Source organism: Micromonospora sp. NPDC047793 (assembly GCF_040642635.1).
In the GTDB taxonomy this organism is placed as follows: domain Bacteria; phylum Actinomycetota; class Actinomycetes; order Mycobacteriales; family Micromonosporaceae; genus Micromonospora.
Genome location: NZ_JBEYSG010000002.1, coordinates 680973 through 704472, shown reverse-complemented (window position 1 = coordinate 704472; position 23500 = coordinate 680973). Strand labels below are relative to the sequence as shown.

24 protein-coding genes and 1 tRNA gene are annotated in these 23500 nt (G+C 72.6%); 6 read left to right on the top strand and 19 right to left on the bottom strand.

Annotation, left to right across the window (positions count from 1 at the left end):
• Positions 1-80 precede the first annotated feature (80 nt).
• Together ABZ738_RS07620 and ABZ738_RS07615 are read right to left on the bottom strand one after the other, a co-directional pair.
• A complete protein-coding gene (locus tag ABZ738_RS07620) occupies positions 81-1451 on the bottom strand; it encodes a cystathionine beta-synthase (RefSeq protein WP_131053541.1) in 1371 nt (456 codons plus the stop codon).
• Positions 1452-1533: 82 nt separating this feature from the next.
• On the bottom strand, positions 1534-1890 hold the full coding sequence (locus ABZ738_RS07615; RefSeq protein WP_131053540.1) for a YkvA family protein: 357 nt from the start codon (positions 1888-1890) through the stop codon (positions 1534-1536).
• Between the two features lie 162 nt (positions 1891-2052).
• Between ABZ738_RS07615 and ABZ738_RS07610 the strand changes: the two genes are divergently transcribed.
• The 3 genes from ABZ738_RS07610 to ABZ738_RS07600 all read left to right on the top strand — a co-directional run bounded on the left by ABZ738_RS07610 (position 2053) and on the right by ABZ738_RS07600 (position 5307).
• Positions 2053-3105, top strand: a complete 1053-nt coding sequence (locus tag ABZ738_RS07610) for an SGNH/GDSL hydrolase family protein (protein WP_176092589.1) — start codon at positions 2053-2055, stop codon at positions 3103-3105.
• Positions 3106-3166: 61 nt separating this feature from the next.
• Positions 3167-3958 carry an SGNH/GDSL hydrolase family protein gene (locus tag ABZ738_RS07605; RefSeq protein ID WP_131055979.1) on the top strand — a complete coding sequence of 264 codons (792 nt, stop codon included), beginning with the start codon at positions 3167-3169 and terminating at the stop codon, positions 3956-3958.
• Positions 3959-4047: 89 nt separating this feature from the next.
• Positions 4048-5307, top strand: coding sequence for an acetyl-CoA C-acetyltransferase (locus tag ABZ738_RS07600; RefSeq protein WP_357211739.1), 1260 nt, complete (start codon positions 4048-4050; stop codon positions 5305-5307).
• A gap of 8 nt (positions 5308-5315) precedes the next feature.
• Here the strand turns inward: ABZ738_RS07600 and ABZ738_RS07595 are convergent, their stop codons facing one another.
• From ABZ738_RS07595 to ABZ738_RS07585, 3 genes are all read right to left on the bottom strand, one after another.
• A complete protein-coding gene (locus tag ABZ738_RS07595; RefSeq protein WP_357211738.1) occupies positions 5316-5648 on the bottom strand; it encodes a hypothetical protein in 333 nt (110 codons plus the stop codon).
• A gap of 122 nt (positions 5649-5770) precedes the next feature.
• Positions 5771-6607 carry a Bax inhibitor-1/YccA family protein gene (locus ABZ738_RS07590; RefSeq protein WP_131055973.1) on the bottom strand — a complete coding sequence of 279 codons (837 nt, stop codon included), beginning with the start codon at positions 6605-6607 and terminating at the stop codon, positions 5771-5773.
• A 103-nt stretch (positions 6608-6710) separates the two neighbouring features.
• Positions 6711-6791: transfer RNA gene (locus tag ABZ738_RS07585), tRNA-Leu, on the bottom strand.
• Between the two features lie 101 nt (positions 6792-6892).
• On the opposite strand from ABZ738_RS07585, the gene ABZ738_RS07580 reads away from it, so the two are divergent.
• Entirely contained in the window at positions 6893-8719 is a 1827-nt protein-coding gene (locus tag ABZ738_RS07580) for a hypothetical protein (protein ID WP_357211735.1), read from the top strand.
• A gap of 36 nt (positions 8720-8755) precedes the next feature.
• Here ABZ738_RS07580 and ABZ738_RS07575 read toward each other — a convergent pair whose 3' ends face one another.
• From ABZ738_RS07575 to eno, 13 genes are all read right to left on the bottom strand, one after another.
• Complete coding sequence (locus tag ABZ738_RS07575; protein ID WP_357211733.1) at positions 8756-10081, bottom strand: NAD(P)/FAD-dependent oxidoreductase; 1326 nt, start codon at positions 10079-10081, stop codon at positions 8756-8758.
• 154 nt (positions 10082-10235) lie between these two features.
• Complete coding sequence (locus tag ABZ738_RS07570; RefSeq protein ID WP_131056743.1) at positions 10236-10790, bottom strand: hypothetical protein; 555 nt, start codon at positions 10788-10790, stop codon at positions 10236-10238.
• On the bottom strand, positions 10787-12157 hold the full coding sequence (locus ABZ738_RS07565) for a DUF58 domain-containing protein (protein ID WP_357211731.1): 1371 nt from the start codon (positions 12155-12157) through the stop codon (positions 10787-10789). Before ABZ738_RS07565 ends, ABZ738_RS07570 begins: the two co-directional genes overlap by 4 nt.
• A gap of 6 nt (positions 12158-12163) precedes the next feature.
• The gene (locus ABZ738_RS07560; RefSeq protein ID WP_131055442.1) at positions 12164-13171 is read right to left on the bottom strand and encodes a MoxR family ATPase; all 1008 of its coding nucleotides are present in this window, start codon (positions 13169-13171) and stop codon (positions 12164-12166) included.
• Positions 13171-13761, bottom strand: a complete 591-nt coding sequence (locus ABZ738_RS07555) for a hypothetical protein (RefSeq protein WP_131055440.1) — start codon at positions 13759-13761, stop codon at positions 13171-13173. The genes ABZ738_RS07560 and ABZ738_RS07555 overlap by 1 nt, the downstream gene beginning before the upstream one ends.
• Before the next feature lie 76 nt (positions 13762-13837).
• Complete coding sequence (locus ABZ738_RS07550) at positions 13838-14563, bottom strand: DUF4129 domain-containing protein (RefSeq protein WP_357211795.1); 726 nt, start codon at positions 14561-14563, stop codon at positions 13838-13840.
• Positions 14564-14647: 84 nt separating this feature from the next.
• Entirely contained in the window at positions 14648-15361 is a 714-nt protein-coding gene (locus ABZ738_RS07545) for a uracil-DNA glycosylase (RefSeq protein ID WP_131055446.1), read from the bottom strand.
• Positions 15362-15380: 19 nt separating this feature from the next.
• Entirely contained in the window at positions 15381-16067 is a 687-nt protein-coding gene (locus ABZ738_RS07540) for a dienelactone hydrolase family protein (RefSeq protein WP_131055438.1), read from the bottom strand.
• 131 nt (positions 16068-16198) lie between these two features.
• Entirely contained in the window at positions 16199-17140 is a 942-nt protein-coding gene (locus ABZ738_RS07535; protein WP_131055444.1) for a Ppx/GppA phosphatase family protein, read from the bottom strand.
• A 53-nt stretch (positions 17141-17193) separates the two neighbouring features.
• Positions 17194-17727: an amino-acid N-acetyltransferase gene (locus ABZ738_RS07530; RefSeq protein ID WP_176092583.1), complete on the bottom strand. Its 534-nt coding sequence runs from the start codon at positions 17725-17727 to the stop codon at positions 17194-17196.
• The gene (locus tag ABZ738_RS07525) at positions 17724-18281 is read right to left on the bottom strand and encodes a DUF501 domain-containing protein (protein ID WP_176092582.1); all 558 of its coding nucleotides are present in this window, start codon (positions 18279-18281) and stop codon (positions 17724-17726) included. The genes ABZ738_RS07530 and ABZ738_RS07525 overlap by 4 nt, the downstream gene beginning before the upstream one ends.
• A 37-nt stretch (positions 18282-18318) precedes the next feature.
• Positions 18319-18936: a septum formation initiator family protein gene (locus ABZ738_RS07520; protein WP_176092581.1), complete on the bottom strand. Its 618-nt coding sequence runs from the start codon at positions 18934-18936 to the stop codon at positions 18319-18321.
• A 29-nt stretch (positions 18937-18965) separates the two neighbouring features.
• A complete protein-coding gene (gene eno, locus ABZ738_RS07515) occupies positions 18966-20249 on the bottom strand; it encodes a phosphopyruvate hydratase (RefSeq protein WP_131056616.1) in 1284 nt (427 codons plus the stop codon).
• A 221-nt stretch (positions 20250-20470) separates the two neighbouring features.
• On the opposite strand from eno, the gene ABZ738_RS07510 reads away from it, so the two are divergent.
• Both ABZ738_RS07510 and ABZ738_RS07505 read left to right on the top strand, forming a co-directional pair.
• The gene (locus tag ABZ738_RS07510; protein ID WP_357211727.1) at positions 20471-21163 is read left to right on the top strand and encodes a hypothetical protein; all 693 of its coding nucleotides are present in this window, start codon (positions 20471-20473) and stop codon (positions 21161-21163) included.
• 83 nt (positions 21164-21246) lie between these two features.
• Positions 21247-21603: a hypothetical protein gene (locus tag ABZ738_RS07505; protein WP_357211726.1), complete on the top strand. Its 357-nt coding sequence runs from the start codon at positions 21247-21249 to the stop codon at positions 21601-21603.
• A 66-nt stretch (positions 21604-21669) separates the two neighbouring features.
• On the opposite strand, the gene ABZ738_RS07500 is transcribed toward ABZ738_RS07505, so the two are convergent.
• Entirely contained in the window at positions 21670-23289 is a 1620-nt protein-coding gene (locus ABZ738_RS07500) for a DUF885 domain-containing protein (RefSeq protein ID WP_357211724.1), read from the bottom strand.
• Between the last annotated feature and the right edge of the window lie 211 nt (positions 23290-23500).

The following is a 23500-nucleotide window of genomic DNA, read 5'->3' as shown; positions in this document are numbered from 1 at the left end:
GTTCGGCGTTAGTAGGGGACCCCTGCTATGCACGAGGCGTTAAGAAGGTGCCCTTCCTTACACCCGGGCTTCGCTAGACCTCAGCGGGCGCCCAGGTGGGCGAGCAGGTCCTGGCGGGTGAGGACGCCCTTGGGCTTGCCGTCGATCAGCACCAGCGCGGCGTCGGACTTCTCCAGCAGGTTGACCGCCTCGCTGACCGGCTGGCCACCACCGATCATCGGCAGCGCCGGCCCCATGTGCCGCTCGATCGTGTCGTGCAGCTGGGCCTGGCCGGTGAAGAGCGCGTCCAGCAGGTCCCTCTCGGCGATCGAGCCGGCCACCTCGCCGGTCACCACCGGCGGCTCGGCCTTGAGCACCGGGAGCTGCGAGACGCCGTACTCGCGCATGTAGTCGACCGCGTCGCGGACCGTCTCGGTGGGGTGCACGTGGACCAGCTCGGGGAGCTGGCCCGGCTTGGCGGCCAGCGCCTGTGCCACCGTCGGCTCGGAGCCGGAGTTGTCCAGGAAGCCGTACCGGGCCATCCAGGCATCGTTGAAGATCTTGGACAGGTAGCCCCGGCCGCCGTCCGGCAGCAGCACCACGATCACGTCGTCCGGCCCGGCGGCGCGGGCCACCTCCAGTGCCGCCACCGCCGCCATCCCGCAGGAGCCGCCGACCAGTAGCCCCTCCTCGCGGGCCAGCCGCCGGGTCATCTCGAAGGACTGCTTGTCCGACACCTCGATGATCTCGTCGGCCACGTCCCGGTCGTAGGTCTCCGGCCAGAAGTCCTCACCGACCCCCTCGACCAGGTACGGCCGGCCAGTGCCGCCGGAGTAGACCGAGCCCTCCGGGTCCGCGCCGATGACCTTGACCTTGCCGCCGGACGCCTCCTTCAGGTAGCGCCCGATCCCGGAGATGGTGCCGCCGGTGCCCACGCCCGCGACGAAGTGCGTGATCCGGCCCTCGGTCTGCTTCCACAACTCCGGACCGGTGGTCTCGTAGTGCGAGCGGGGGTTGGCCGGGTTGGCGTACTGGTTGGGCTTCCAGGCGCCGGGGATCTCCCGGGCCAGCCGGTCGGAGACGTTGTAGTAGGAGCGCGGGTCCTCGGGCGCGACGGCGGTCGGGCAGACGACCACCTCGGCGCCGTACGCCCGCAGCACGTCCTGCTTGTCCTGGCTGACCTTGTCGGGGCAGACGAACACGCACCGGTAGCCCTTGAGCTGCGCCACCAGGGCCAGCCCGACACCGGTGTTGCCGCTGGTCGGCTCGACGATGGTGCCACCGGGCCGGAGGATGCCGGCGGCCTCGGCATCCTCGACCATCCGCACCGCGATCCGGTCCTTGACCGAGCCGCCGGGGTTGAGGTACTCCACCTTCGCCAGCACGGTCGCCTGGATGCCCTCGGCGACGGTACGCAGTCGTACCAGCGGGGTGTTGCCGATCATCTCGACGACGTTGTCGTAGTACTGCACCTCGTTGTGCCCTTTCCTCCGGCGCCGGCGCCGGAGGCCGGGCGGGTGACTCGCGTGATTCCCGCGCCCAGGGTACGTCGGGTCAGGGCACCACGTGCCCCGGGATCACGGAGCCGCCCCGCGCCTCCCACTCCAGGAAACGCTCGGTCTCGGCCAGCACGGCACCGGCCAACCAGGTCACCATCACCGCGTCGTCGATCAGCCCGAACACCGTCAGGAACATCTCCGGCACGGCGTCGATCGGCGAGACGATGTAGGCCGTGGCCGCCGTCATCATCGCCAGCCGCAGGCCGCCGTCGTACTGTCCGCGGGCGGTGGCCCCGATCATCCTGGGCAGCGCCCCGACCCGTGCGCCGATCGACGGACCGCCCCGGGCACCGGCCGTCAGCGCCCGGGCCAGGGCGACGAACGCCGCACCCCGTTTCAACGTCTTAGCCATCGTCGTGCTCCTCTCCACCGTGCAGCGTGACGACCCGGCGCAACCTCCACGATCCGTCACACGACGCCACAGCGCCAAGTACCCGGATCGGTCGTTTTCCAGGCATCAGCGCAGAGTGCTCGACGACAGCGAGCCGTCGTACCCGCGCGCTAGTGTCGCTTCATGGGGGTGGTTGATTCCGTCGTCTCGGATCGTCCGCGCTGGCAGCACGCGCGGCGGGTGGCCCTTGCCGCCGCGATCGGCACGGGTGCCACGGTGGCCGCCGCGGCGGCCACCACCGGGGTGCTGTTCGGCCAGGCCCGGCAGGCCCGACGGACCATCCCGATGGCCGAGGCACCACCGCCGCGCTGCGACGGGGTCTACGGTGCGAAGTTCCCGGGTACGCCGATCACCGTGGTCGTGCTCGGCGACTCCTCGGCCGCCGGCTACGGCGTGCACCGCCGCCGCGAGACGCCTGGTGCCCTGTTGGCGACCGGTCTGTCCCGGCGGCTGCGACGGCCGGTCCGGCTGCACCGCTTCGCCGTGGTCGGCGCCATCTCGGCGGGCCTGCGCTTCCAGGTCGAGGCGGCCGTGGACTGCGATCCCGACGTCGCGGTCATCCTGATCGGCGCCAACGACGTGACCAACCGGACGCCACCCGCCCTGGCCATCCGCCATCTCGCCGAGGGGGTTCGCGCGTTGCGGGCGGCCGGGGCCGAGGTCGTCGTCGGCACCTGTCCCGACCTGGGGGCGATCCGGCCGATCCAGCCGCCGCTGCGCTGGCTGGCCCGTCGGTGGAGTCGGCAGCTCGCCGCCGCCCAGACCGTCGCCGTCGTGTCGGCGGGCGGTTGGACGGTCTCCCTCGGTGACCTGCTCGGTCCCCGGTTCGACGCCGAGCCGGGACGGATGTTCGCCTGGGACCGGTTCCATCCGTCCGCCGAGGGTTATGCGGCAGCCGCCGCCGCCCTGTTGCCCACGGTGGTCTCCGCGCTCGGGCAGGGAGCCGAACGCGGGCCTTCGCGCATGCGCCCGGAAGGCGTACGGTCATTGCCGAGGGCCGCTCAGGAAGCGGCCCAGCACCCGGGGACGGAGGTCAGCGGAACGCAGGTCCGTGGCAGCGAGAGCGGGCCGGCCGGCCGGTGGGCACAGCTTCGCCGCCGGGGTTTCTTCGGGGGCGGCACGACGCCACAGCCGACCTCCGCGATCGACTCACCCGCAGTGGAGGGACTCAGATGACTGAGCGGATCAGGCAGCAGCACGGGCCACGGTGTACCGGCACGCGCCTGGGAGCGACACGATGACCGGGCGGTCGCCCGGCGCTCGGGTCGCCCGCACGGCCGCCGTCTCCCTGCTCGCCAGCACGCTCGGCGGTGCCGCCGTCCTGGCCGGTCAGGCCGTGGCGGCACGCAACCGCCGGTACGCCCAGCCGGAGCTGGGGCTGGCGCTGCGGGCCACGGTCGGTCGCAGCGACGCGCCGGTGCTGCGTCTGGTGCTGCTCGGCGACTCCTCGGCGCTCGGCGTCGGGGTCGACCGTCTGGGCGACACCATCGGCGGTCAACTGGCCGAGCTGCTCGCCGAGGGACCCGCCGGGCGGCAGGTGCAGCTGTCCAGCGTCGGCGTCTCCGGTTCCCGCTCGACCGACCTGGCCACCCAGGTGGCGCGGGCACTGCTCGGCGAGCGGCCGGACGTCGCGGTCATCCTGGTCGGCGCGAACGACGTGACCAGCATGCGCCGCCCGGCCGACGCCGCTGCCTACCTCGGTGCCGCCGTGCACCGGCTGCGCCAGGCGGGCGTCGAGGTCGTCGTCGGCACCTGCCCGGACCTGGGGGCGGTCCGCGCGATCGCCCCGCCCCTGCGTCAGGTCGTCGGCCTGGTGGGGCGCTGGGTGGCGCGGGCGCAGACCGGCGCGGTCCTGGACGCCGGTGGCACGGTCGTCGACCTGGGCACCGAGACCGGTCCGGTGTTCCGGGCCGACGCGGGCACGTTCTGCCACGACGGCTACCACCCCTCCGCCGACGGCTACCGGGTCTGGGCGCACGCCCTGCTGCCGGCCGTGGTCGCCGCAGCGGCGGTCACGCCTCGTCGCTGACCTGGGTCGATCAGGCCGACGTGGCGGGGTGACATTTCCCGACGGCGGAAAACTTCCGCTGCAAGTTACCGCCGAGTTAGCGTGAGCGCATGCCGATTGAGTCGTCCCGCGACGCCGTGATCGTCGCCACCGCCCGCTCCCCCATCGGCCGGGCCCACAAGGGTTCGCTCCGCGATGTCCGGCCGGACGACCTCGCCGCCACCATCGTGCAGGCCGCCCTGGACAAGATCCCCCAACTCGACCCACGCGAGATCGACGACCTCTACCTGGGGTGCGGTCTGCCCGGTGGTGAGCAGGGCTTCAACATGGCCCGGGTGGTCGCCGTCCTGATGGGCCTGGACGGCCTGCCCGGTGCCACGACCACCCGCTACTGCGCCTCGTCCCTGCAGACCACCCGGATGGCGATGCACGCGATCCGCGCCGGTGAGGGGGACGTCTTCGTCTCCGCCGGGGTCGAGACCGTCTCCCGCTATGCCCGGGGCAACTCCGACGTCCTGCCCCCGGAGGCACAGGCCCTGCTGGGACGCTGGGAGAACCCCCGGTTCGCCGAGGCGCGGGACCGCTCCAGGAGCCGCACGGAAGCCGGTGCTCCGGTCTGGACCGACCCGCGCGAGCAGGGCGCGCTGCCCGACGTCTACCTGGCCATGGGGCAGACCGCCGAGAACCTGGCCCAGGTGCACGACGTCAGCCGTGCCGACATGGACGCCTTCGGCGTCCGCAGCCAGAACCTGGCGGAGAAGGCGATCGCCGACGGCTTCTGGGCCCGCGAGATCACCCCGGTCACCACTCCGGACGGCACCGTGGTCACCGCCGACGACGGCCCGCGTGCCGGGGTGACGCTGGAGGCGGTCTCCGCGCTCAAGCCGGTGTTCCGACCGGACGGGCGGATCACCGCCGGCAACTGCTGCCCGCTCAACGACGGCGCCGCCGCCGTGGTCGTGATGAGTGCCCAACGGGCCGAGGAGTTGGGTGTCACCCCGCTGGCCCGGATCGTCTCGACCGGCGTCACCGCGCTGTCGCCGGAGATCATGGGGCTCGGTCCGGTCGAGGCCAGCCGGCAGGCGCTGGCACGTGCCGGTATGACCATCGACGACGTCGACCTGGTGGAGATCAACGAGGCGTTCGCGGCGCAGGTGATCCCGTCGTACCGGCAGCTCGGCATCCCCGAGGAGAAGCTGAACGTGGCCGGCGGCGCGATCGCGGTCGGTCACCCGTTCGGGATGACCGGCGCCCGGATCACCGGCACCCTGCTCAACGCGTTGCAGTGGCACGACGGGACCATCGGCCTGGAGACCATGTGCGTCGGCGGCGGGCAGGGCATGGCAATGGTCCTCGAACGCCTGAACTGAGGCGGTTCCTAGAGCGCGGTGCGGGTCGCGGCCACCTCGGCGGCGGCCCGCGCCAGCGCTTGCTCGGTGGGGCCGGCGGCCAGCAGGTCGGCGGCGACCACCCGGAGCTGGTCGGGCAGGACGAGGTCGTTGCCGAGCCGGGGCACGGTACGCCGGGGTTGCCCCTCCGCGTCGGCGGCCAGGTCGGCGATCTCCTGCACCAACCGGTGCACCAGGTCCGCCCGGGACACGTCGCCCCGGGAGGCGGTGGCCGCCCAGCGGGGGTGCTGCCAGTGCCCGACCTGCCGCACCAGCAGTTCGACTCCTCGCCCCACCTCGTCCCGCCCCGGCGAATCACCCATCCCCGCACTGTACGCACCGCCCGGGAACCGGCGATCATGCCCGCCGCCGACGGGTCCGACTACGAACGACGGCGCCCGCCCCACGGTGGGGCGGGCGCCGGTCGGTCGCTGGGCGGCGATGATCAGTCGTCGCCTTGGAAGTAGCTCAGCAGGCGCAGCATCTCGATGTAGAGCCAGATCAGGCTGACCAGGATGCCGAAGGCGGCGACCCAGGAGTAGCGCTGCGGCAGGCCCATCCGGACGCCGTCCTCGACCTCCTTGAAGCTGAGGATGAAGCTCAGCGAGGCGACCACGATGCAGACGATGCTGAACCCGATGGCCAGCGGGCTGCCGTCACGCAGACCGGTGTTCACACCGAACATCGCCAGCACCAGGTTGATCAGCATGACGGCGAAGAGACCCGCCATCACGGCGACCATGCCCTTGACGAACTTCGGCGTCGCCCGGATGACCTTCGCCCGGTAGAGCATGGTCATCACGAAGAAGACACCGAAGGTGGCGGTCACCGCCTGGATCACGATGCCGTCGTACAGCGACTCGAAGAACTTGCTCACCGCGCCGACGAGCACGCCCTGGACCACCGCGTACGCGATGACCAGAGCCGGGTTCGCCATCTTGGAGAACGAGATGATCATGCCGAGCACAAGGCCCACGACGGCGGCACCGATCCAGGCGACGCCGAGCAGCGCGTCGGGCACCATCACCCAGGCCGCCGCGCCGGTCACACCGACGATGGCCAGGAGCATGACGGTCTTGACCACCACGTCGTCGATCGACATGGGGGTGACCGCCGGCGGCGCGGACGGGTAACCCGGCGCACCGGGGTAACCGGCCTGCGGCGGGTACTGCTGCTGGGGGTATCCGGGCTGTCCGTACGGCCCGGTCGGGGCGTACCCGGCGGCACGCTCCCGCTCGGCCGCCTGGCCGAGCCGGGCGAGCACCGGGTTCGAAGTCTTCACTCTCTGGCCTCCCTAAGGGGGTCGTGGCACGTCAACGCGCGCTACAAGAGTAGACGGCCGGAGCAGCGCGATGTCGATCGGAATGCTGAGGGAACCCTGAGAGTGCCCGGGGCGGGGGTCGAACCCGCACGCCTTGCGGCAGCCGCTTTTAAGGCGGCCGTGTCTGCCGTTCCACCACCCGGGCGGGTGACCCCGACGCGACGACACGCGTGGTGCAGTGCCACGGTAGCGGGTTCCCGCCCGCTGCGGCGTCCCGCGCGGAGCACCCGCACTAGGGTCGAGGCCGTGAGCAGCGCCGCACCCACCGCACGCGAAAACGGCGTGTCCGAGCGGGCGATCCGCACCACCGATCGGGTACGCCTGCCACGCCGGGCCCGGCTGGTGGCGGCCGTCTCACGGCACCGGGCCGACCTGCTGGTGGGGCTGGTGTTCGTGATGCTGGCGGGCTGGCTCACACACGGGCTCTGGCCAGACCCCACGGGGCGGGTGCTCGCCCTCAACCCCGAGGACCAGGTCCTCTACGAGTGGTTCCTGACCGTGGACGCGCGGGCCCTGCTGGGCGATTTCGGGCTGCACACCGACCGGATGAACGCCCCGGACGGGGTGAACCTGATGGCCAACACCTCGGTCGTCGCCCTCGGCCTGCTGTTCGCACCGGTCACTCTGGTGTTCGGCGCGCCGGTCACCTTCGCCCTGCTCGCCGCCGGCAACCTGGCCGCCACCGCGACCGCCTGGTACCTGCTGTTCGCCCGGTTGCTGCGCGTGCACCGCCTGGCCGCCGTCCTGGGCGGCGCGCTGTGCGGCTTCGGCCCCGGGATGGTCTCGCAGACCAACAGCCACCTGCACATGACCGCCCAGTGGCTGCTGCCGGTCGTGGTCTGGCTGGTGGTGCGCCTGCTCCGGGCCGCCGACACCGGGCGGGCCGGGCCGGACCGGCGGCGGCTGGTGACCTCCGCCGTGGGGCTCGCCGCCGTGGTCTGCGCCCAGGTGTTCGTCGGCGAGGAGGTGCTCTTCCTCGCCGCCGTCACCCTGCTGGTGATGGCCGCGACCATGGCGGTCGTGGACCGGGACCTGACCCGCCGCGCGCTGCCCGCCTTCGTCGGCGGGATGGCGCTCGCCACCGGGCTGGCCCTGCTGGTGCTCGCCCGGCCGCTGTGGCTCCAGTTCGCCGGGCCGCTCGGCGTCGCCGACGGCATGTTCAGCCCGCACTACTTCTCGGCCGACCTGCGCAGCTGGTGGGCCGTCTCGCCGCTGACCCTGCTCGGTGACGAGCGCTCGGCCGCGCTGACCACCGGGCCGGCGGAGTACAACACCTTCCTGGGCTGGCCCCTGCTGGTGGTCACCGCGGGGTGTGCGCTCTGGCTGCGGCGGCGCCCGCTGGCGCTGGCCTGCCTCGCCGGCATCCTGGTGATGGGGACGCTCTCGCTCGGCCCCGAGGTGGTCCACCGGGGCGAGGGCACCGGCCTTCCCGGACCGTACGCGCTGCTGGCCGGGCTGCCGGTGGTGGACGGTGCGTTGCCGATGCGCTTCGCCCTGGCGGTGCCGCCGCTGGCGGCGACGATCCTGGTGCTCGCGCTGGACCGGGCGCTGCGCGCGGGCCGGCGCGCCCGACGACTGGCGCTGGTGACGGCCGGTGTGGTGCTCCTGCCACTGGTGCCGACGCCGCTGCCCACCGCCGCGCGCACGCCGGTGCCCGAGTTCGTCACCGCCGGGCACTGGCGGACCTGCGTCGAACCGGGCGGGGTGCTGATGCCGGTGCCGTTGGCGACGCCGAAGGACCCCTGGCCGATGCGGTGGTCGACGGCCGCCGACGCCGCCTTCGGCATGCCGGAGGGGTTCTTCATCGGCCCGCACGGCCGGGGCGGCAGCGCCGCGATGGGAGTGGCCCCACGGCCCACCTCCACGCTGCTCGCCGAGGTGGCCCGGAGCGGTCTACGGCCGGTGGTCGGTGCGAACCAGCGCCGCCGGGCCGCCGAGGACGTGCGGCACTGGGGTGTCTCCTGCGTGGTGCTGGCGGTCGCCACGGCGCACGCGGACAGTCTGCGGCTGACCCTGGAGGCGCTCTACGGGCCGTCCAGCCGGGTGGCCGACGCCTGGATCTGGCGGGTCTGAGCCCGCGCGGCCGGTGGGCCGCGCGGGCTCGGACCACTACGCCTTGGAGCCCGGGTAGGACGCCTCGGCGAACTCCTCGCGCGGGTCGTGCAACTGACCGAGGGCGACCACCTCACGCTTGAGGAAGAACGCCAACGTCCAGTCGACCACCACCCGGACCTTGCGGTTGAACGAGGGGATCCGGCTCATGTGGTACGTCCGGTGCATGAACCACGCCGGCCAGCCGGTCATCTTGATGCCGTAGACCTGGGCCACGCCCTTGTGCAGGCCGAGGCTCGCCACGCTGCCGGCGTGCTTGTGCTTGTAGTCGACCGGCTGCTCGCCACGGACCACGGCGACGATGTTGTCGGCCATCCGCTGGGCCTGGCGTACCGCGTGCTGGGCGCTGGGCGAGCAGAAGTTGCCCGGCGGCTTGGTCAGGTCCGGTACGGCGGCGCAGTCACCGGCGCTCCAGGCGCCATCGAGGACCCGGTCCCCGTCGACCACCTGGAGGGTGGGTCGGCAGGTGACCCGACGCCGCTCGTCGCGGGGGAAGTCGGTGGCGTCCAGCATCGGTGCCGGCTTCACGCCCGCCGTCCAGACGATGGTGTCCGAGGGGAAGCTGTCCCCGTCGGAGAGCACGACCACCCCGTCGACGCAGGACTCCAGGCGGGTGTCCAGCCGGATGTCCATGTCCCGCTTCAGCAACTGCTGCACGGTGTAGGCACCCATGTCCCGGTCGACCTCGGGAAGCACCCGTTGGGTGGCCTCAACCAGCACCCACCGCATGTCCGACGCCGTCAGCTCCGGGTAGTACTTCAGCGCGTGCCGGGCCATGTCCTCCATCTCGGCGAGCGCCTCGATGCCGGCGTACCCGCCACCGACGAAGACGAAGGTGAGGGCGCGGCGCCGTACCTCCGGGTCGGTCGTCGCGGCCGCCACGTCCAACTGCTCCAACACGTGGTTGCGCAGATAGATGGCCTCACCGATGGTCTTGAACCCGATGCCGTGCTCGTGCAGGCCCGGGATGGGCAGGGTCCGGGAGACCGAACCCGGTGCGACCACGACGTGGTCGTACGCGATCTCGCGCGGCGGGCCGATGATCGGCTGCACGGTGGCGGTCTTGCGGTCGTGCTCGATACGGGTCACCGCACCGGCCACCACCGTGCACTTGCGCAACTCGCGACGCAGCGGCACCACGGAGTGCCGCGGAGAGATGTTCCCTCCCGACGCCTCGGGGAGGAACGGCTGGTAGGTCATGTGCGGCTGCGGGTCGACGACGATGACCTCGGCCTCACGAGAGCTGAGCTTCTTCGACAGGCGCAGGGCCGCGTAGAGCCCGACGTGCCCGGCACCCACCACAAGGATCCGCTTCGGATTCACACTTACATCTTTCCCGCGCCAGCCCCGGTAACCCCGCTCGCGGCACCCTTCTGTGACCGAGCACAACCTGAGTGTGACCCGCGCTACCGCAGGGACGAAACCGGACGTATCACTGCGGCCCCGCAAGCCCCGGCGGCCCCGGCAGAACCGCCGTTCACCTGCGTCGCAGCAGCCAGGCCAGCATCGCGGTCAACCCGGTGACCACCAGCAGACCGGCGATGGTGACGGGAATCCGGCCGGTGCCGTCGCCGCCGACCCGGGCCAATTCGACGAGCAGCACCCCGAGGACCGACGTGGCGAGCACCACTACGCCCGCCCGTGTGAGCCAACGCACGATCAGGTCCGGGTCCACCGCGGCGTCGTACGGCAGCAGCGCCGCCAGGGCGGTCACCGTGTGCGCGAGGTAGAGCAGCGCCGCCACGGTCAGCAGCCGCCACAACGCGATCGGTCGCTCGTGCAGGTCGGTGGCGAGCACCCAGCCGGCGACCGTGACCAGCGCGGCGAAGCTCGGCCAGAACCGGTGCGGCGAGAGCGCGGGCGCCACCGCGACCACGGCCAACGCACCGAGCGTCGGCCCCTGGAGCATCTGGACGGGGTACGACAGCAGCAGTCCGGCGAAGGTGACGAGGAAGACGCCGAGACGCACCAGGACGGGGGCCAGGGTGATCCGGACGGCCGCCGTTCGTACCGCCTTGAGCCGTGCGATCACCGGCCACCCACCCGGGGTGCGGTGGCCAGCCGGGCCACGTCCCGCAGCACCTGGTCGAGGCTGCCCGCACCCGCCCAGGGCACCACCGGCACCCCGTGCTCGCGAAGCTGGGCGATCATCGTGTCCCGGTCCAGCCGCCACAGCCGGTACGCCACCTCGGCCCAGCCCCGGTCGGTCGGCGGGGTGAGGTCGGACGGCAGGGTGTCCACCGCGACCACGAACCGGCCCGAGCGGGCCAGCCGGGCCAGCATCTGCGCCGACCGCTCCTCCAGCAGCGGCGTGAGCACCACCACCAGTGCGTCGGCGGAGAGCACCTGCGGCCCGAACACCTGGTCGTAGGGCTCGTGCGGAGAGGACTGCGCCTTCACGTCCAGCAGCCACTCCAGGACCGTCAGGTACTGGCGGCGTCCGGTGGCCGGACGCAGGCGCCGGGCGCTCGGGCCGTACTCCAGCAACGCCACCCGGTCGCCCCGGTGCAGGTAGTGCTCGGCGATGGCGGCGGCGGCCCGCACCGTGGTGTCCAGCACCGAGGCGGTGCCGGCGACCCCGCCGGAACGTCCCGCCTCGGCGAGCACGTCGAGCAGCACGACCACCTCGGCGTCCCGGTCGGAGAGGGTGGACGCCACGTGCAGTTGCCGGGCCCGCAGCGACACCCGCCAGTCGATGCGACGCAGCCGGTCACCGGGGGCGAACACACGGACACCGGCCAGCTCGCCGCCCTCGCCGGGCCGGCGCGAATGGTGCGCGCCGACCAGGCCTGCGGCCCGGGGCATCGCCTCGACGGCGTCGAACGGCTCGGTCTTCGGGTACACCCTGGACCTGATCGGCTCGGCGTACACCGCGCGGGACGTCAGCAGACCCTGCCCGGCGGCGACCCGGGCACCGGCCGGCCCGATCCGGTGCCGCCCCCACCGCAGCGCGGTGCCGGAGAGTTCCAGGTCGACTGCGGTGTCCGGGCTGACCGAGGTGACGAAGGGCCGGTCGGTCGGCGAGGCGCGGCGGCCGGTGGGCGCGTCGCCACCGGCGAGGCCCGCGCGGGTCACCCGCAACCACGGCGAGACCCGGGTACGCAGCACCGCCACGTCGTACGGCACGGTGCCCGGGTTACCGACGCTGACCGTGCCGCTCACCTCACCGCCCTCCACCAGGTGCGCCTCGTCGGCACTGATCCACACCTGCGGCAGCTCGGTCGGTCGGCGGCGCAACGCGTACGCGGTGCCGAGCGCGAACGGCACAGCCAGCACGACCAGGTCGACCCGGCCCAACAGCACTGCGGCGGCCAGCAGCAGGCCGGTGAGCAGCACCGCTCGGCCGAGCGCCGCGGTGGGCGTCCAGCTGGGCGGGGCCGGTCGGTCCGGAGCGGTCACGACGGGTCAGTGTCCCGGTCCACCGGCGGCGTAACTGGGCAGCGCACCACTGGCCGGGGCGGGGGTGGCGTCCAGGACCTCGCCGACCACGAAGGACGGGTCGACCCGCCGCAGCCACATCTCCGGCCGCAACGTGATCCGGTGCGAGAGCGCCGGTGCCGCGACGTCCTTGACGTCCTCCGGCACCACGTAGTCCCGGCCGGAGAGCACGGCCCGTACCCGGGCCAGCAGCAGCAGTGCCAACGAACCACGCGGCGAGGCACCGACCAGCACCGACGGGTGCTCCCGGGTGGCCGCCGTCAGCGACACGATGTACCGGCCGACCGAGTCCTCCACCACCACGTCCTCCAACGCCGCCTGCATGGAGCGCAGGGTGGCGGCGTCCACGACCGGTTTGATCTCGGCCTCCTCGCGGCGGCGGGCCATCCGCCGACGCAGCACCTCCCACTCCTCCTCGTGATCGGGATACCCGAACGACACGCGCAGCAGGAAACGGTCCAGCTGCGCCTCCGGCAGCGGGTAGGTGCCCTCGTACTCGATCGGGTTGGCGGTGGCGAGCACGTGGAAGGGCTCGTCCAGACGGTAGGTGACCCCCTCCACCGAGACCTGCTTCTCCTGCATCGCCTCCAGCAGGGCGGACTGGGTCTTCGGCGGCGTCCGGTTGATCTCGTCGGCCAGCAGCAGGTTGGTGAAGACCGGGCCGGCCCGGAAGGTGAAGTCGCCGCTGCGCTGGTCGTAGAGGAACGAGCCGGTGACGTCGGCGGGCAGCAGGTCCGGGGTGAACTGGAGACGACGGAAGTCCAGCCCGAGCGCCTGGGCGAAGGACCGCGCGGTGAGCGTCTTGCCCAGGCCGGGCAGATCCTCCAGCAGCACGTGTCCACCGGCGAGGATGCCGGCGAGGACCAGTTCCAGCGAATCCCGCTTGCCGACGACGACCTGGCCCACCGCGTCCAGCACCGCCCGGGCGAGGCGGCCGACCTCGGCAGGGGGCATCGTCTGGCCGGCGTCGTTCATCAGATCTTCTCCAGTTCGGCGACGATCGCCGCGAGATCGCGCGGCGAAGGGGTACGGCGGGGCGGGGTGTCCAGGAACGTCGACAGTCGCTCACCCAGCAGGGCCCGGGCCCGGCCCGGATCCGACTCGCGGGTCATGCCGTGCTTGAGCCGGAGCCGCTCGTCGGCCAGCTCGGCGAGGCGGGGCAGGATCATGTGGGAGAAGCGTTCCGGCTGGCCCTTGGACCACTCCAGCGGAATCTCCCAACCGTTGATCGCGGTCCGCAACGCGTCCCGGGCGTCCCAGTTGTACATCCCGTCCTCCTCCCCGTGCTGCTGCGGTCGCGCCCCCGTCTGTCCGGAGCGCGACGGCGGGGCGAGCGTGGCGACGATACGGCGTACCGCGAACACGGTGACGACTCCGGCGACCAGCACCACCAGGGACACCCGCAACCCGACCGCCCGTAGCCCGGCGATCAGGACCACGGTCGCGGCGGCGGTGACGGCGAGGAACCCGACGACGCTCCGCAGCCGCCCACCCCGGGGCGCCTCCTGCTGGACCGGCCGTTCCTCCTCGAAACTGAGCAGGTCGTCGATACTGGTCTTGCTCATGCCGGCGCTCCGCTTCGCTGCGCGCCGACATGAGGCACCACCACACTGCGCCTGACGATTCGCTCGCTCCGCTCACTCATGCCATCACGTCCCGCTCGACGGTGGCCGCGAGTTCGCCGCGCAACCGGCGCAGGGCGGCGCGGGCCTGGTCGCGGGTGCGCTCGTCGACCGGGCGGGTCGCGTACCGCGCCTCGCGGTAGACGTGTGCCAACTCGGCCAGCACGTCGGCGCTGACGATAGCCGGCACCCCGTTCGCGGAGTCGCCGCGCAGCAGCCGGGTGACCAGGTCGGTCGGGGTGTCGCCGGCCAGCCGGGGCACCCCGACACCGGCGGCGGCCTCTTCGAGGCGGACCCAACAGGCGATCACCGCGGTCCTCGGGTCGGTGGCGCGGTCGTCCAGGTCGACCAGGCCGGCGTCGACTGCGGCGACCACCTCGCGGGCGGTGCCTGCGGCGCTGCGGCGAGCCGGACGGGCGGGCAGTCGCCGGGTGACCCGGTGCGCCATGCCACGGATCACCGTCCAGGCGAGATAGCCGATGACCACGAGCAGGACGACGCCGAGCAGCGCCAACGCCACCGTGCCGAGCCAGGGCGGGATCTCGGTCCGGGTCTGCTCGGCGACCTCGCGCGGCTCGGCCGGGATCGAGGGGCGTGGGTCGTCGGTCGGGTACTCCAGGACGAACGGGGCGTCCTGCACGGCCGGCGGGACGCGGCTCGCGCCGATCGACGAGTGCGCGGCGGCCAGCGTGACGAGGGCGAGCAGGCCGATCACCGCGGTGACGGGCCACCACTTGCGCAGCAGGTCCACTCCGACCTACCTTCGCTCCACCAGGGCGTACGGCGGGCTCGTCTGCGTCACGTCCGCCATCTCCACCACCCCGCAGCGTCAGTCCAGCCCGGCCAGTTGTCTCGCCCGGGCGAACACATCGTCAAGCATTCCTGGTGTCAGCCGTCCGGTGAAGGTGTTCTGCTGGCTGACGTGGTAGCAACCGAGCAGTTCCGGTACGGCCGTGCCGGACCAGTGTGCCCCATGGCCGAACGACGGTCGCGGGCTGGGCGGACGGACGCCGTACACGTGGCGCAACATCGGCCACCACGCGGCCCAGGCGAAGGCACCCAACGCGACCACCACCCGCAGCGTCGGCCGGATCAGGTCGACCTCCCGGTACGACCAGGGCGCGCAGGTGTCCCGCTCGGCCGGGAGCGGCTTGTTCTCCGGCGGGGCGCACCGCACCGCCGCGAAGATCCGGGTGTCCCGCAGGGTCAGTCCGTCGTCGGCGGACACGCTGGTCGGCTGGTTGGCCAGGCCGGCGCGGTGCAGCGCGGCGAAGAGCACGTCGCCGGAGCGGTCGCCGGTGAAGACCCGGCCGGTGCGGTTGCCGCCGTGCGCCGCCGGCGCGAGCCCGAGCACGGCGATCCGGGCCTCGGGGGCGCCGAAACCGGGCACCGGTCGACCCCAGTACTCCTGGTCGCGGAAGGCGGCACGTCTGGTCCGCGCCACCTCCTCCCGCCAGTCGACCAGCCGGGGGCAGGCGAAGCAGTCGGCGACGGCCGCGTCGAGGTCGGCGAGATCGGTCGCCCGCGCGGCGCGGGCGACCACGTCCGCCGGGGTACGCGACTCAGCCAAGCTTGGCCCGGAACAGTTCGAGGGTGCGGGCCCAGGCGCTGGTGGCGGCACGCAGGTCGAACTTCTCCGGCCGGTCCTCGTTGAAGAAGGCGTGCGCGGTGCCCGGGTAGTCGTGCAACTGGCAGGTGCCACCGGCGTTCTCGATCGCCCGGCGTACCGTCTGGACCCCCGGGTCGGTGGAGGTGCCGTCCGCCTCGGAGCAGTGCACGAGGGCGTCCTTGCCGGCGTAGTCGGTCCACTCCGGACGCATGCCCTCCCAGGGCAGCCGGGGATAGAACGCGGCGGCGGCGACGATCCGCTCGGAGTGGCTGGCCGCCCAGAGCGCAAGGCTCGCCCCGGCGCAGAAACCCGCGCAGCCGACCTTCCCGGTCACCTCGGAACGCCCGGCGAGGTACTCGGCGGCCACCGCGATCTCGCGTGCCGCCTCGTCCATCTGCGGGCCGTTCAACAGCCGTCGGGGCTCGCTCGGCTTGCCCGCCGGCTCGCCGTGCCGGAAGTCCGGCGCCAGCGCGACGAAACCCGCCTCGGCGAAGCGGTCCACCACCGACCGGATCTGCGGCACCAGGCCCCACCAGTCCTGGATGACGATGACCGCAGGGCTGGCCGTGCCACTGGCGGGCACCGCGAGGTACCCCTCGCCGGTACCTCCGTCGCCACGATAAGTAACCATCTCGCCCATCGGCCCATCCTCCTAGCGGTCAGTCAACGCTGGCTGGTCGCCCAGTGGTCGTACGTGTCGGTAGCCTGCCACGCGGTGACCGTCGCTAGGAAGATGCGGGAGCAGTGGTGTTCACCTCCCGTTCGCGTGCCTCAGGTCGTGGGCTGCGCCAGGCTCCACGCGATGCCGTCGAGGATGTCGTGCTCGGAGGCGACGACCGAGTCCATGCCGGCCCGTTCCATGATCACTCGGAGGACGAGCGCGCCCGCACCGATCACGTCGGCCCGGCCCGGATGCATCACCGGGATCGCCAACCGCTGCTCCCGATCCGCCGCCAGCAGCTCGGCGGTCACCTGCGCCACCCGGTCGTAGGACACCCGGGCGTGGTGGATGCGGGTCGGGTCGTACCCGGTGAGGCCCTGGGCGATCGCGACCACGGTGGTGACCGACCCGGCGAGCCCGACCAGCGTGGCCGCCCCACGTCCCGGCACCACCGTCAGCGCGCGGTCGACCGCCACCGCGATGTCGGCCTGCGCGGCGGCGATCTCGTCCAGCCCGGGCGGGTCACCGTGCAGGTGCCGCTCGGTCATCCGGACGCAGCCGATATCCATCGAGATCGCCGCGTCGACGCCGCCCTCCCGGCTGCCCACCACGAACTCGGTGGAGCCGCCGCCGATGTCCACCACGAGGAACGGCGACCGGGCGTCGGAGGGCAGGCCGCGTACCGCGCCGGTGAAGGAGAGCCGGGCCTCCTCGTCGCCGCTGACCACCTCCGGCGCCACGCCCAGCGTCTGCTGCACCATGTCCCGGAACTCGGCGGCGTTCTCCGCGTCCCGACTGGCCGAGGTGGCGCACATCCGCACCCGCTCCACACCGAGCTTCTCGATCTCGGCGGCGTAGTCGGCGAGCGCGACCCGGGTCCGCTCGATCGCCTCGGGGGCGAGCCGGCCGATGGCGTCGACACCCTGACCCAGCCGGACGATCTCCATCCGCCGGGACACGTCGCGCAGCGGCGCGGACGACCCGTCCGACGGGTCAGGCAGGTCGGCGACCAGCAACCGGATCGAGTTGGTGCCACAGTCGATGGCGGCCACACGCGTCGTCACGACGGTCACCCTACAGTGGCGTGCCGACCGGGCACCCGGCCTCAGAGGCGCAGCAGCATCCGGGTGTTGCCCAGCGTGTTCGGCTTGACCCGTTCCAGGTCGAGGAACTCGGCGACCCCCTCGTCGTACGAGCGCAGCAACTGCTCGTAGACCGGGTTCGGCACCGGGGCGCCGTCGATCTCGGTGAAGCCGAACGAGCCGAAGAACCGGGTCTCGAAGGTGAGGACGAAGATCCGGGCGATGCCCAGGTCCCGCGCCGCCTCGATCAGCTCGGCCACGATCCGGTGCCCGATCCGGCGGCCCCGACAGGTCGGGTCGACCGCCACCGTCCGGATCTCGGCCAGGTCCTCCCACATCACGTGCAGCGCGCCGCAGCCCACCACCGCGCCGTCGGCGACCCGGCTGGCGACCCGGAACTCCTGCACGTGTTCGTAGAGCGTGACGGTGGCCTTGCTGAGCAGCCGCCGGTCGTCGGTGTAGGTGTCCACCAGCCGGCGGATGGCGCGTACGTCGGCGGTGCGGGCGGGCCGGACCAGGATGTCGTCGGACCCGTCCGGAGCGGGCGCGCCGCTCACTCGGCGTCCGGCACGTCGACGCACCGGCCGGCCGCCCACCAGGGCTCGACCAGGTCCAGCGTCTCGTCACCGAACGGGTTCACGCCGGACCCGGCGCCGAGCGCGTGACCGAGATGGACGTGCAGGCACTTCACCCGGCCGGGCATCCCGCCGGCCGAGATGCCGGCGATCTCGGGGACCTGGCCGATCGACTCCCGCCGGGCGAGGTAGTCCTCGTGCGCGGCCCGGTAGCGGTCGGCCAGCTCCGGGTCGTCGGCCAGCCGGTCGGCCATCTCCCGCATCAACCCGGCCGACTCCAGCCGGCTGCACGCTGCGGTCGCGCGGGGGCAGGTGAGGTAGTACAGCGTCGGGAAGGGAGTGCCGTCGGCCAGTCGGGGCGTCGTCTCCACCACGTCGGGCAGGCCGCACGGGCAGCGGTGCGCCACCGCCCGGGTGCCGCGCGGCGGGCGTCCGAGCTGCGCGGCCACCGCGGCGAGGTCGGCCTCCGTGGCCGGTTCCCGCTTCGGTGGGGGTACGGAGGCCGCCGCCGGCTCCTGCGGTGGTACGACAGTCACGGGTGCCATCTCTCGTTCGTGCGGGGTGGGTCGGTGCTCAGTCGGCGGTCGGGGTCGCGTCGGCGGCGCGCACGCTCGACCAGAGCGTGTCGTACCAGCGGTCCGGCACGGACGGGGTGCCGGGCTCGGCGGTGCCGGCGTCCCGGGCGGCGCCGGCCGGGTCGTCGAGCAGCACCACCAATTTCTCACCGGGCCGGGTCATGAAGAACCGCTCCCGCGCCTTGGCCTCGATGAACGCGTCGTCCTGCCACTTCTCGGCCTCCTCGGTCAGCTCGGCGATCAGCTTGCGCTGGGCGTCCTGCGAGGACTCCATCCGCTCGATGTCGGCCTGCTGGTCGAGGTAGACCCGGACCGGATACGTGTAGGCGAGGGCGAGCGCGATCAGCACCGCGACGAGCACGGTGGCCCGGCCGGTGAGACCTCGGGATCGGGGTGCGGAGAGCCGGGTGACGCCGCCTGCGGCGGTACGCCGGGCGGCGGCGGGCCGCTTCGCGGAGCGTACGCCCTCGGCACCGCGGGCAGCCGACGGCGACCGGCCGGCGGTGGTACGCGACTCGGCGCGGACTCCTCCGCCCTCCCGGCCGACGCCGGGCCGACCGGTGCGTCCCGGCCGGCGGGCCGGACGTTGACCACCCGGCGTGCGGCGCTGCTGCATCACACCCCTCCCCCGAGGTTCACCACCCGTCAGGCGGAACGGTAACGCGGGAAGGCGCCCGCACCGGCGTACCGCGCCGCGTCGCCCAGCTCCTCCTCGATGCGCAGGAGCTGGTTGTACTTGGCCACCCGGTCGGAGCGGGCCGGGGCACCGGTCTTGATCTGGCCGCAGCCGGTGGCCACCGCGAGGTCGGCGATGGTGGTGTCCTCGGTCTCGCCGGACCGGTGGCTCATCATGCACATGAAGCCGGCCCGGTGGGCCAGGTCGACCGCGTCCAGGGTCTCGGTCAGCGAGCCGATCTGGTTGACCTTCACCAGCACCGCGTTCGCCGCCCGCTCGGCGATGCCCCGGGCGATGCGCTGCGGGTTGGTGACGAACAGGTCGTCGCCGACGATCTGGACCCGGTCACCGATCGCGGTGGTCAGCGTCTGCCAGCCGGTCCAGTCGTCCTCGGCCAGCGGGTCCTCGATCGACACGATCGGGTACGCGTCGGCGAGCTTGGTGTAGTACTCGCTCATCTCCTCGGCGCTCTTGGCGACACCCTCGAACGTGTACCGCCCGTCGGAGAAGAACTCGGTGGCGGCCACGTCCAGGGCGAAGACGATGTCGGTGCCGAGCGTGTAGCCGGCCTTCTCCACCGCCTCGGCGATCAGGTCGAGCGCGGCGGCGTTGGTGGGCAGGTTCGGGGCGAAGCCGCCCTCGTCACCGAGCCCGGTCGACAGGTCCTTCTTCTTCAGCACGGTCTTGAGCGCGTGGTAGACCTCGGCACCCGAGCGCAGCGCCTCCCGGAAGCTCGGCGCGCCGATCGGCGCGATCATGAACTCCTGGATGTCGACGTTGCTGTCGGCGTGCGCCCCGCCGTTGAGGATGTTCATCATCGGCACCGGGAGCAGGTGCGCGTTCGGCCCGCCCAGGTAACGGAAGAGGCTCAGCCCGGCACTGCCGGCCGCCGCCTTGGCCACCGCCAGCGAGACGCCGAGGATGGCGTTCGCGCCCAGCTCGCCCTTGTTGTCGGAGCCGTCGATGTCCAGCATCTTCTGGTCGATCACCCGCTGTTCGCTGGCGTCGTACCCGATGAGCTGGTCGACGATGCGGTCCTCGATGTTGGCGACCGCCTTTTCCACTCCCTTGCCCAGGTAGCGGCCCTTGTCACCGTCGCGCAGCTCGACCGCCTCGAAGGCGCCGGTGGAGGCGCCGGAGGGCACCGCCGCTCGGGAGATCGTGCCGTCGTCCAGCCCGACCTCGACCTCGACCGTCGGGTTACCCCGCGAGTCCAGGATCTCCCGAGCCTCGATTACCTCGATGGTTGCCACTGAGTCGCTCCTCGTTCGTGTCGTCTCGTGCGGTATGGGCCGCGACGGTGCGGCTGAGGCAGGTGTTGAACGCAGCGTATCGGTCCCCGTTCCGCCGCACCGCGACCGGGCGGGCCGCGACCCGCTCCGTGAGCGCCGACGGGTCGGACATTCCCGAATTCTCGTGCGTCAACCGGCAACGGGTTTGCACGAGCGGGACCTGATCGATCAGGCTTGGCGCCATGCCCGCCGCTTCGACCACCCTCCGTACGCTCGCCGTGTCGGTCATTGCGTTGCTCACCGTCACCGGCTGTCAGGCTCTGGACGACGCCGGACGGGCCATGGGACGGGCCGACGTGGTCAACGACCTCGCCGCCCGGATCGACCGGGCGCTGGAGTTGACCTACTCGGCGCAGTACCAACTCGCGGGCGGACGCACCGCGTCGATCAACCAGTCCCAGGACCCGGCCCGGTCCGCGTACGAGTGGCCGGACGGCAAGCTGACCGCCACCGCCGAGGCGACCACCCGCTGCGAGGCCGACGACGGGCGCACGGTCTGCACGCTCGAAGCGCCGCCCGCCCCGAACAGCAAGCCGCCGGTGGTCGTCTTCGCCGCCGCCGAACGCGAGGGCCTGGTCACGCCGCCGCTGGTGATGGGCCTGCTGACCAGTGCCGCGCTGGACCCCGGAGCGGTCATCACCCAGAGCGAGACCACCGTCGCCGGACACCACGCCACCTGCGTCGACGTCCGCCAGACGGCCGGGAGCTTCACCGCCTGCGTGACCGGAGAGGGCGTGCTCGGCAGCTTCACCGGCCAGATCGACGGCGTACCGGTGGAGCTGGCGTTGAGCCGCTACCAGGAGCAGGTCGACGGCGCGGCGTTCGAGCTGCCGCCGGGCGCCGGCGTGGTGGACCGCCGACCGAGCGATTCCTAAGCATTTCGCACTTCTCACCCCAGAAGCGCGCCTGAGTAGTGCTACTCACGCGCCGACCGGCCCGCGGTGGCCACAGTGACACCATGACCGAAACTCAGCGTCCGGCCCCCGGCCAGCTCCGCAGCCGCCGCGACCGGGTCGTCGCGATCGTCACCGTGCCAGCGTGGTACGCGGTGCTCTACATCGCCTTCGTCGGCTGGGTCGCCTGGCAGTCCCGAACCGGCGTGGACGGTTGGGAAGACCTGATCCTCTTCGCCGCCATCGCTTTCGGGGCGCTCGTGTTCGTCCTGAGCAGCGCGATCGGCATGGGGACCATGGCGATCCGGGCACGCAGCGCCGCGTGGACCGCCGGCCCGATCCTCTCCGGTACCGTCGCCGCGTTGATCGGGCTGGCCGGCTGCGCCCTGGTCGCCCTGGCCATCCGGCTCCTGGATCGATGATCCGCCGGGTGGGCTGCTGCGGACGGGCTGAGCGGTGACAGCTCGGCTGGTCCCACCACGGCGGCCTCACACCCCCAGGAGGGTACGCAGGTGGCGCGGCGGCGGGCAGTTGTGCGCCAGCATCTCGTCGTGCCAGTCCCGCAGGGGCACCTCGGACGGGCGGGCCCCGGCGATGTCGGCGACCTCCGCGTACCCGACGAAGTAGGTGGAGAGCTGGGCCGAGGTGAGCAGCGAGCGGCGCCACTTGCCGGCCGCCTCACCCTCCTCCTGGAAGCCCCGCCCGGTCAGCAGCGCCATCGCCTCCGCCTCGGGCACCTCCTCGGCGTGCACCAACTGGTCCAGCAACGCGTTGAGGGTCATCCGCAACTGCATCTTGAGCTGCTGCAACCGCACCGGTAGCCCGCCGAACCCGTGCCCGGCCATCAGCTCCTCGGCGTAGACCGCCCAACCCTCGACGAACGGACCCGACCGGGTCAGCGCCCGGACCCGGGTCGTGCCCCGGTGCCGACGGGCGTGGGCGAGCTGGAGGAAGTGACCCGGCATCGCCTCGTGCACGGTCAGGTTCCTGATCATGTGATCGTTGTACTCGCGGTAGAACGACTCCACCCGGTGCGCCGACCAGTCCGTCGGAGCCGGCGCGATGCAGTAGAACGTGGGCAGGTCGGCGATCTCCAGCGCGCCCGGCGCGTCGCAGTAGGCCACCGCCACGCCGCGCGCGAACTGCGGCATCACCTGGATCACGCAGGGGTCCTCCGGCACGCTCACCAGGTCGTACGCGCGGACGAAGTCACTCGCCTCGTCCATCGTGATCGAGGCCAGGTCGACGATGGTGTGGTCGTCCGGGTGCTCGGCGGCGAGCAGGTCCAACGCGCGGCGTACCGTCTCGTCGTCGGCCGGACCACCGACTAGCTCGACCGCCGCCGCGCGGATCTCCTCGCCGACCCGGTCCAGGTTTGCCCAGGCCCGCCGCTGGATCTCGGCCGCGCCCAACTCGGTGTCGAGCGTGTGCCACAGGCGCGCCTCCCAGCGCCGCCGCCCCAACCGGGGATCCCGCCCCGACCCGTCGTCGGCGGCCAACCCGAGACGCAGCCAGGCGACGAACTCCTCCAGCGCGGCGATCGCCGCAGTCGCCGCCGGCTCGATCCGGTCGGCCAGTGCCGGAGCCTGCGCGAGCAGTTCCGGCACCTCGTCCCGGACCAGCGCGGCGGCACCGGTGAACTGCCCGACCGCCGTCTCGGCGTGGATCCGGGGCATGTCGCGCAGCGTCGCCCGCGCGGTCGCCAACGCGTCCGGTACGGCGCCGAGCCGGCCGGCGAGCGCGGTCAGCCGCTCCTCGATCGGCGCGTACGGCCGGGCGACGAGGGCGTGCAGCAACGGACCGGGATTGTGCGCGAGCGGGTCCCACTCGTGCGCCCGGATCTCGGTCAGCTCGAAGAGTTCCCGGTCGACAGCCGCCGCGAGCAGTCCGTGATCCACCTGCTCCTCGACGTCACCCGGGTCCGGGTCGATCTCGCACAGCACGCTGGCCGCGTCCACGAGCATGGCCCGGTCGGCCGCCACCGCGTCGGCGGAGAGATCCGGCAACCGGTCGTCGTACCGGTGGTCCCCGACCGAGGTGGCCACCCCCGGCCGACTGACCAGCAACGCCTCGACGATCCGCTCCGCCACCACCTCGAACTTCTCCACCCCCCGACCCTAACCACCCGACCCACCCCCCGCCGCTGGAGCCGCCCCGCCCCAACCGGTGAGCCCCGCCCACCGCGCACGGGCCCCACCCCACCCCGGTGATCAAGGAGTTTGCATCGTGTCGACACGGTCTCTCGGACGCAAACCTCTTGATCACAAAGCCATGCCACCGGTGGGGGTGGGGGTGGGGGTGGCAGCGTAGCTGTTCGAC

Excerpts from the sequence above, each read along its gene's own strand:
- ABZ738_RS07615 (WP_131053540.1), bottom strand. The coding sequence starts at position 1,890 with ATGGCTAAGACGTTGAAACGGGGTGCGGCGTTCGTCGCCCTGGCCCGG.
- ABZ738_RS07610 (WP_176092589.1), top strand. The coding sequence starts at position 2,053 with ATGGGGGTGGTTGATTCCGTCGTCTCGGATCGTCCGCGCTGGCAGCAC.
- ABZ738_RS07605 (WP_131055979.1), top strand. The coding sequence starts at position 3,167 with ATGACCGGGCGGTCGCCCGGCGCTCGGGTCGCCCGCACGGCCGCCGTC.
- ABZ738_RS07600 (WP_357211739.1), top strand. The coding sequence starts at position 4,048 with ATGCCGATTGAGTCGTCCCGCGACGCCGTGATCGTCGCCACCGCCCGC.
- ABZ738_RS07595 (WP_357211738.1), bottom strand. The coding sequence starts at position 5,648 with ATGGGTGATTCGCCGGGGCGGGACGAGGTGGGGCGAGGAGTCGAACTG.
- ABZ738_RS07560 (WP_131055442.1), bottom strand. The coding sequence starts at position 13,171 with ATGAACGACGCCGGCCAGACGATGCCCCCTGCCGAGGTCGGCCGCCTC.
- ABZ738_RS07555 (WP_131055440.1), bottom strand. The coding sequence starts at position 13,761 with ATGAGCAAGACCAGTATCGACGACCTGCTCAGTTTCGAGGAGGAACGG.
- ABZ738_RS07540 (WP_131055438.1), bottom strand. The coding sequence starts at position 16,067 with ATGGGCGAGATGGTTACTTATCGTGGCGACGGAGGTACCGGCGAGGGG.
- ABZ738_RS07520 (WP_176092581.1), bottom strand. The coding sequence starts at position 18,936 with ATGCAGCAGCGCCGCACGCCGGGTGGTCAACGTCCGGCCCGCCGGCCG.
- ABZ738_RS07510 (WP_357211727.1), top strand. The coding sequence starts at position 20,471 with ATGCCCGCCGCTTCGACCACCCTCCGTACGCTCGCCGTGTCGGTCATT.
- ABZ738_RS07505 (WP_357211726.1), top strand. The coding sequence starts at position 21,247 with ATGACCGAAACTCAGCGTCCGGCCCCCGGCCAGCTCCGCAGCCGCCGC.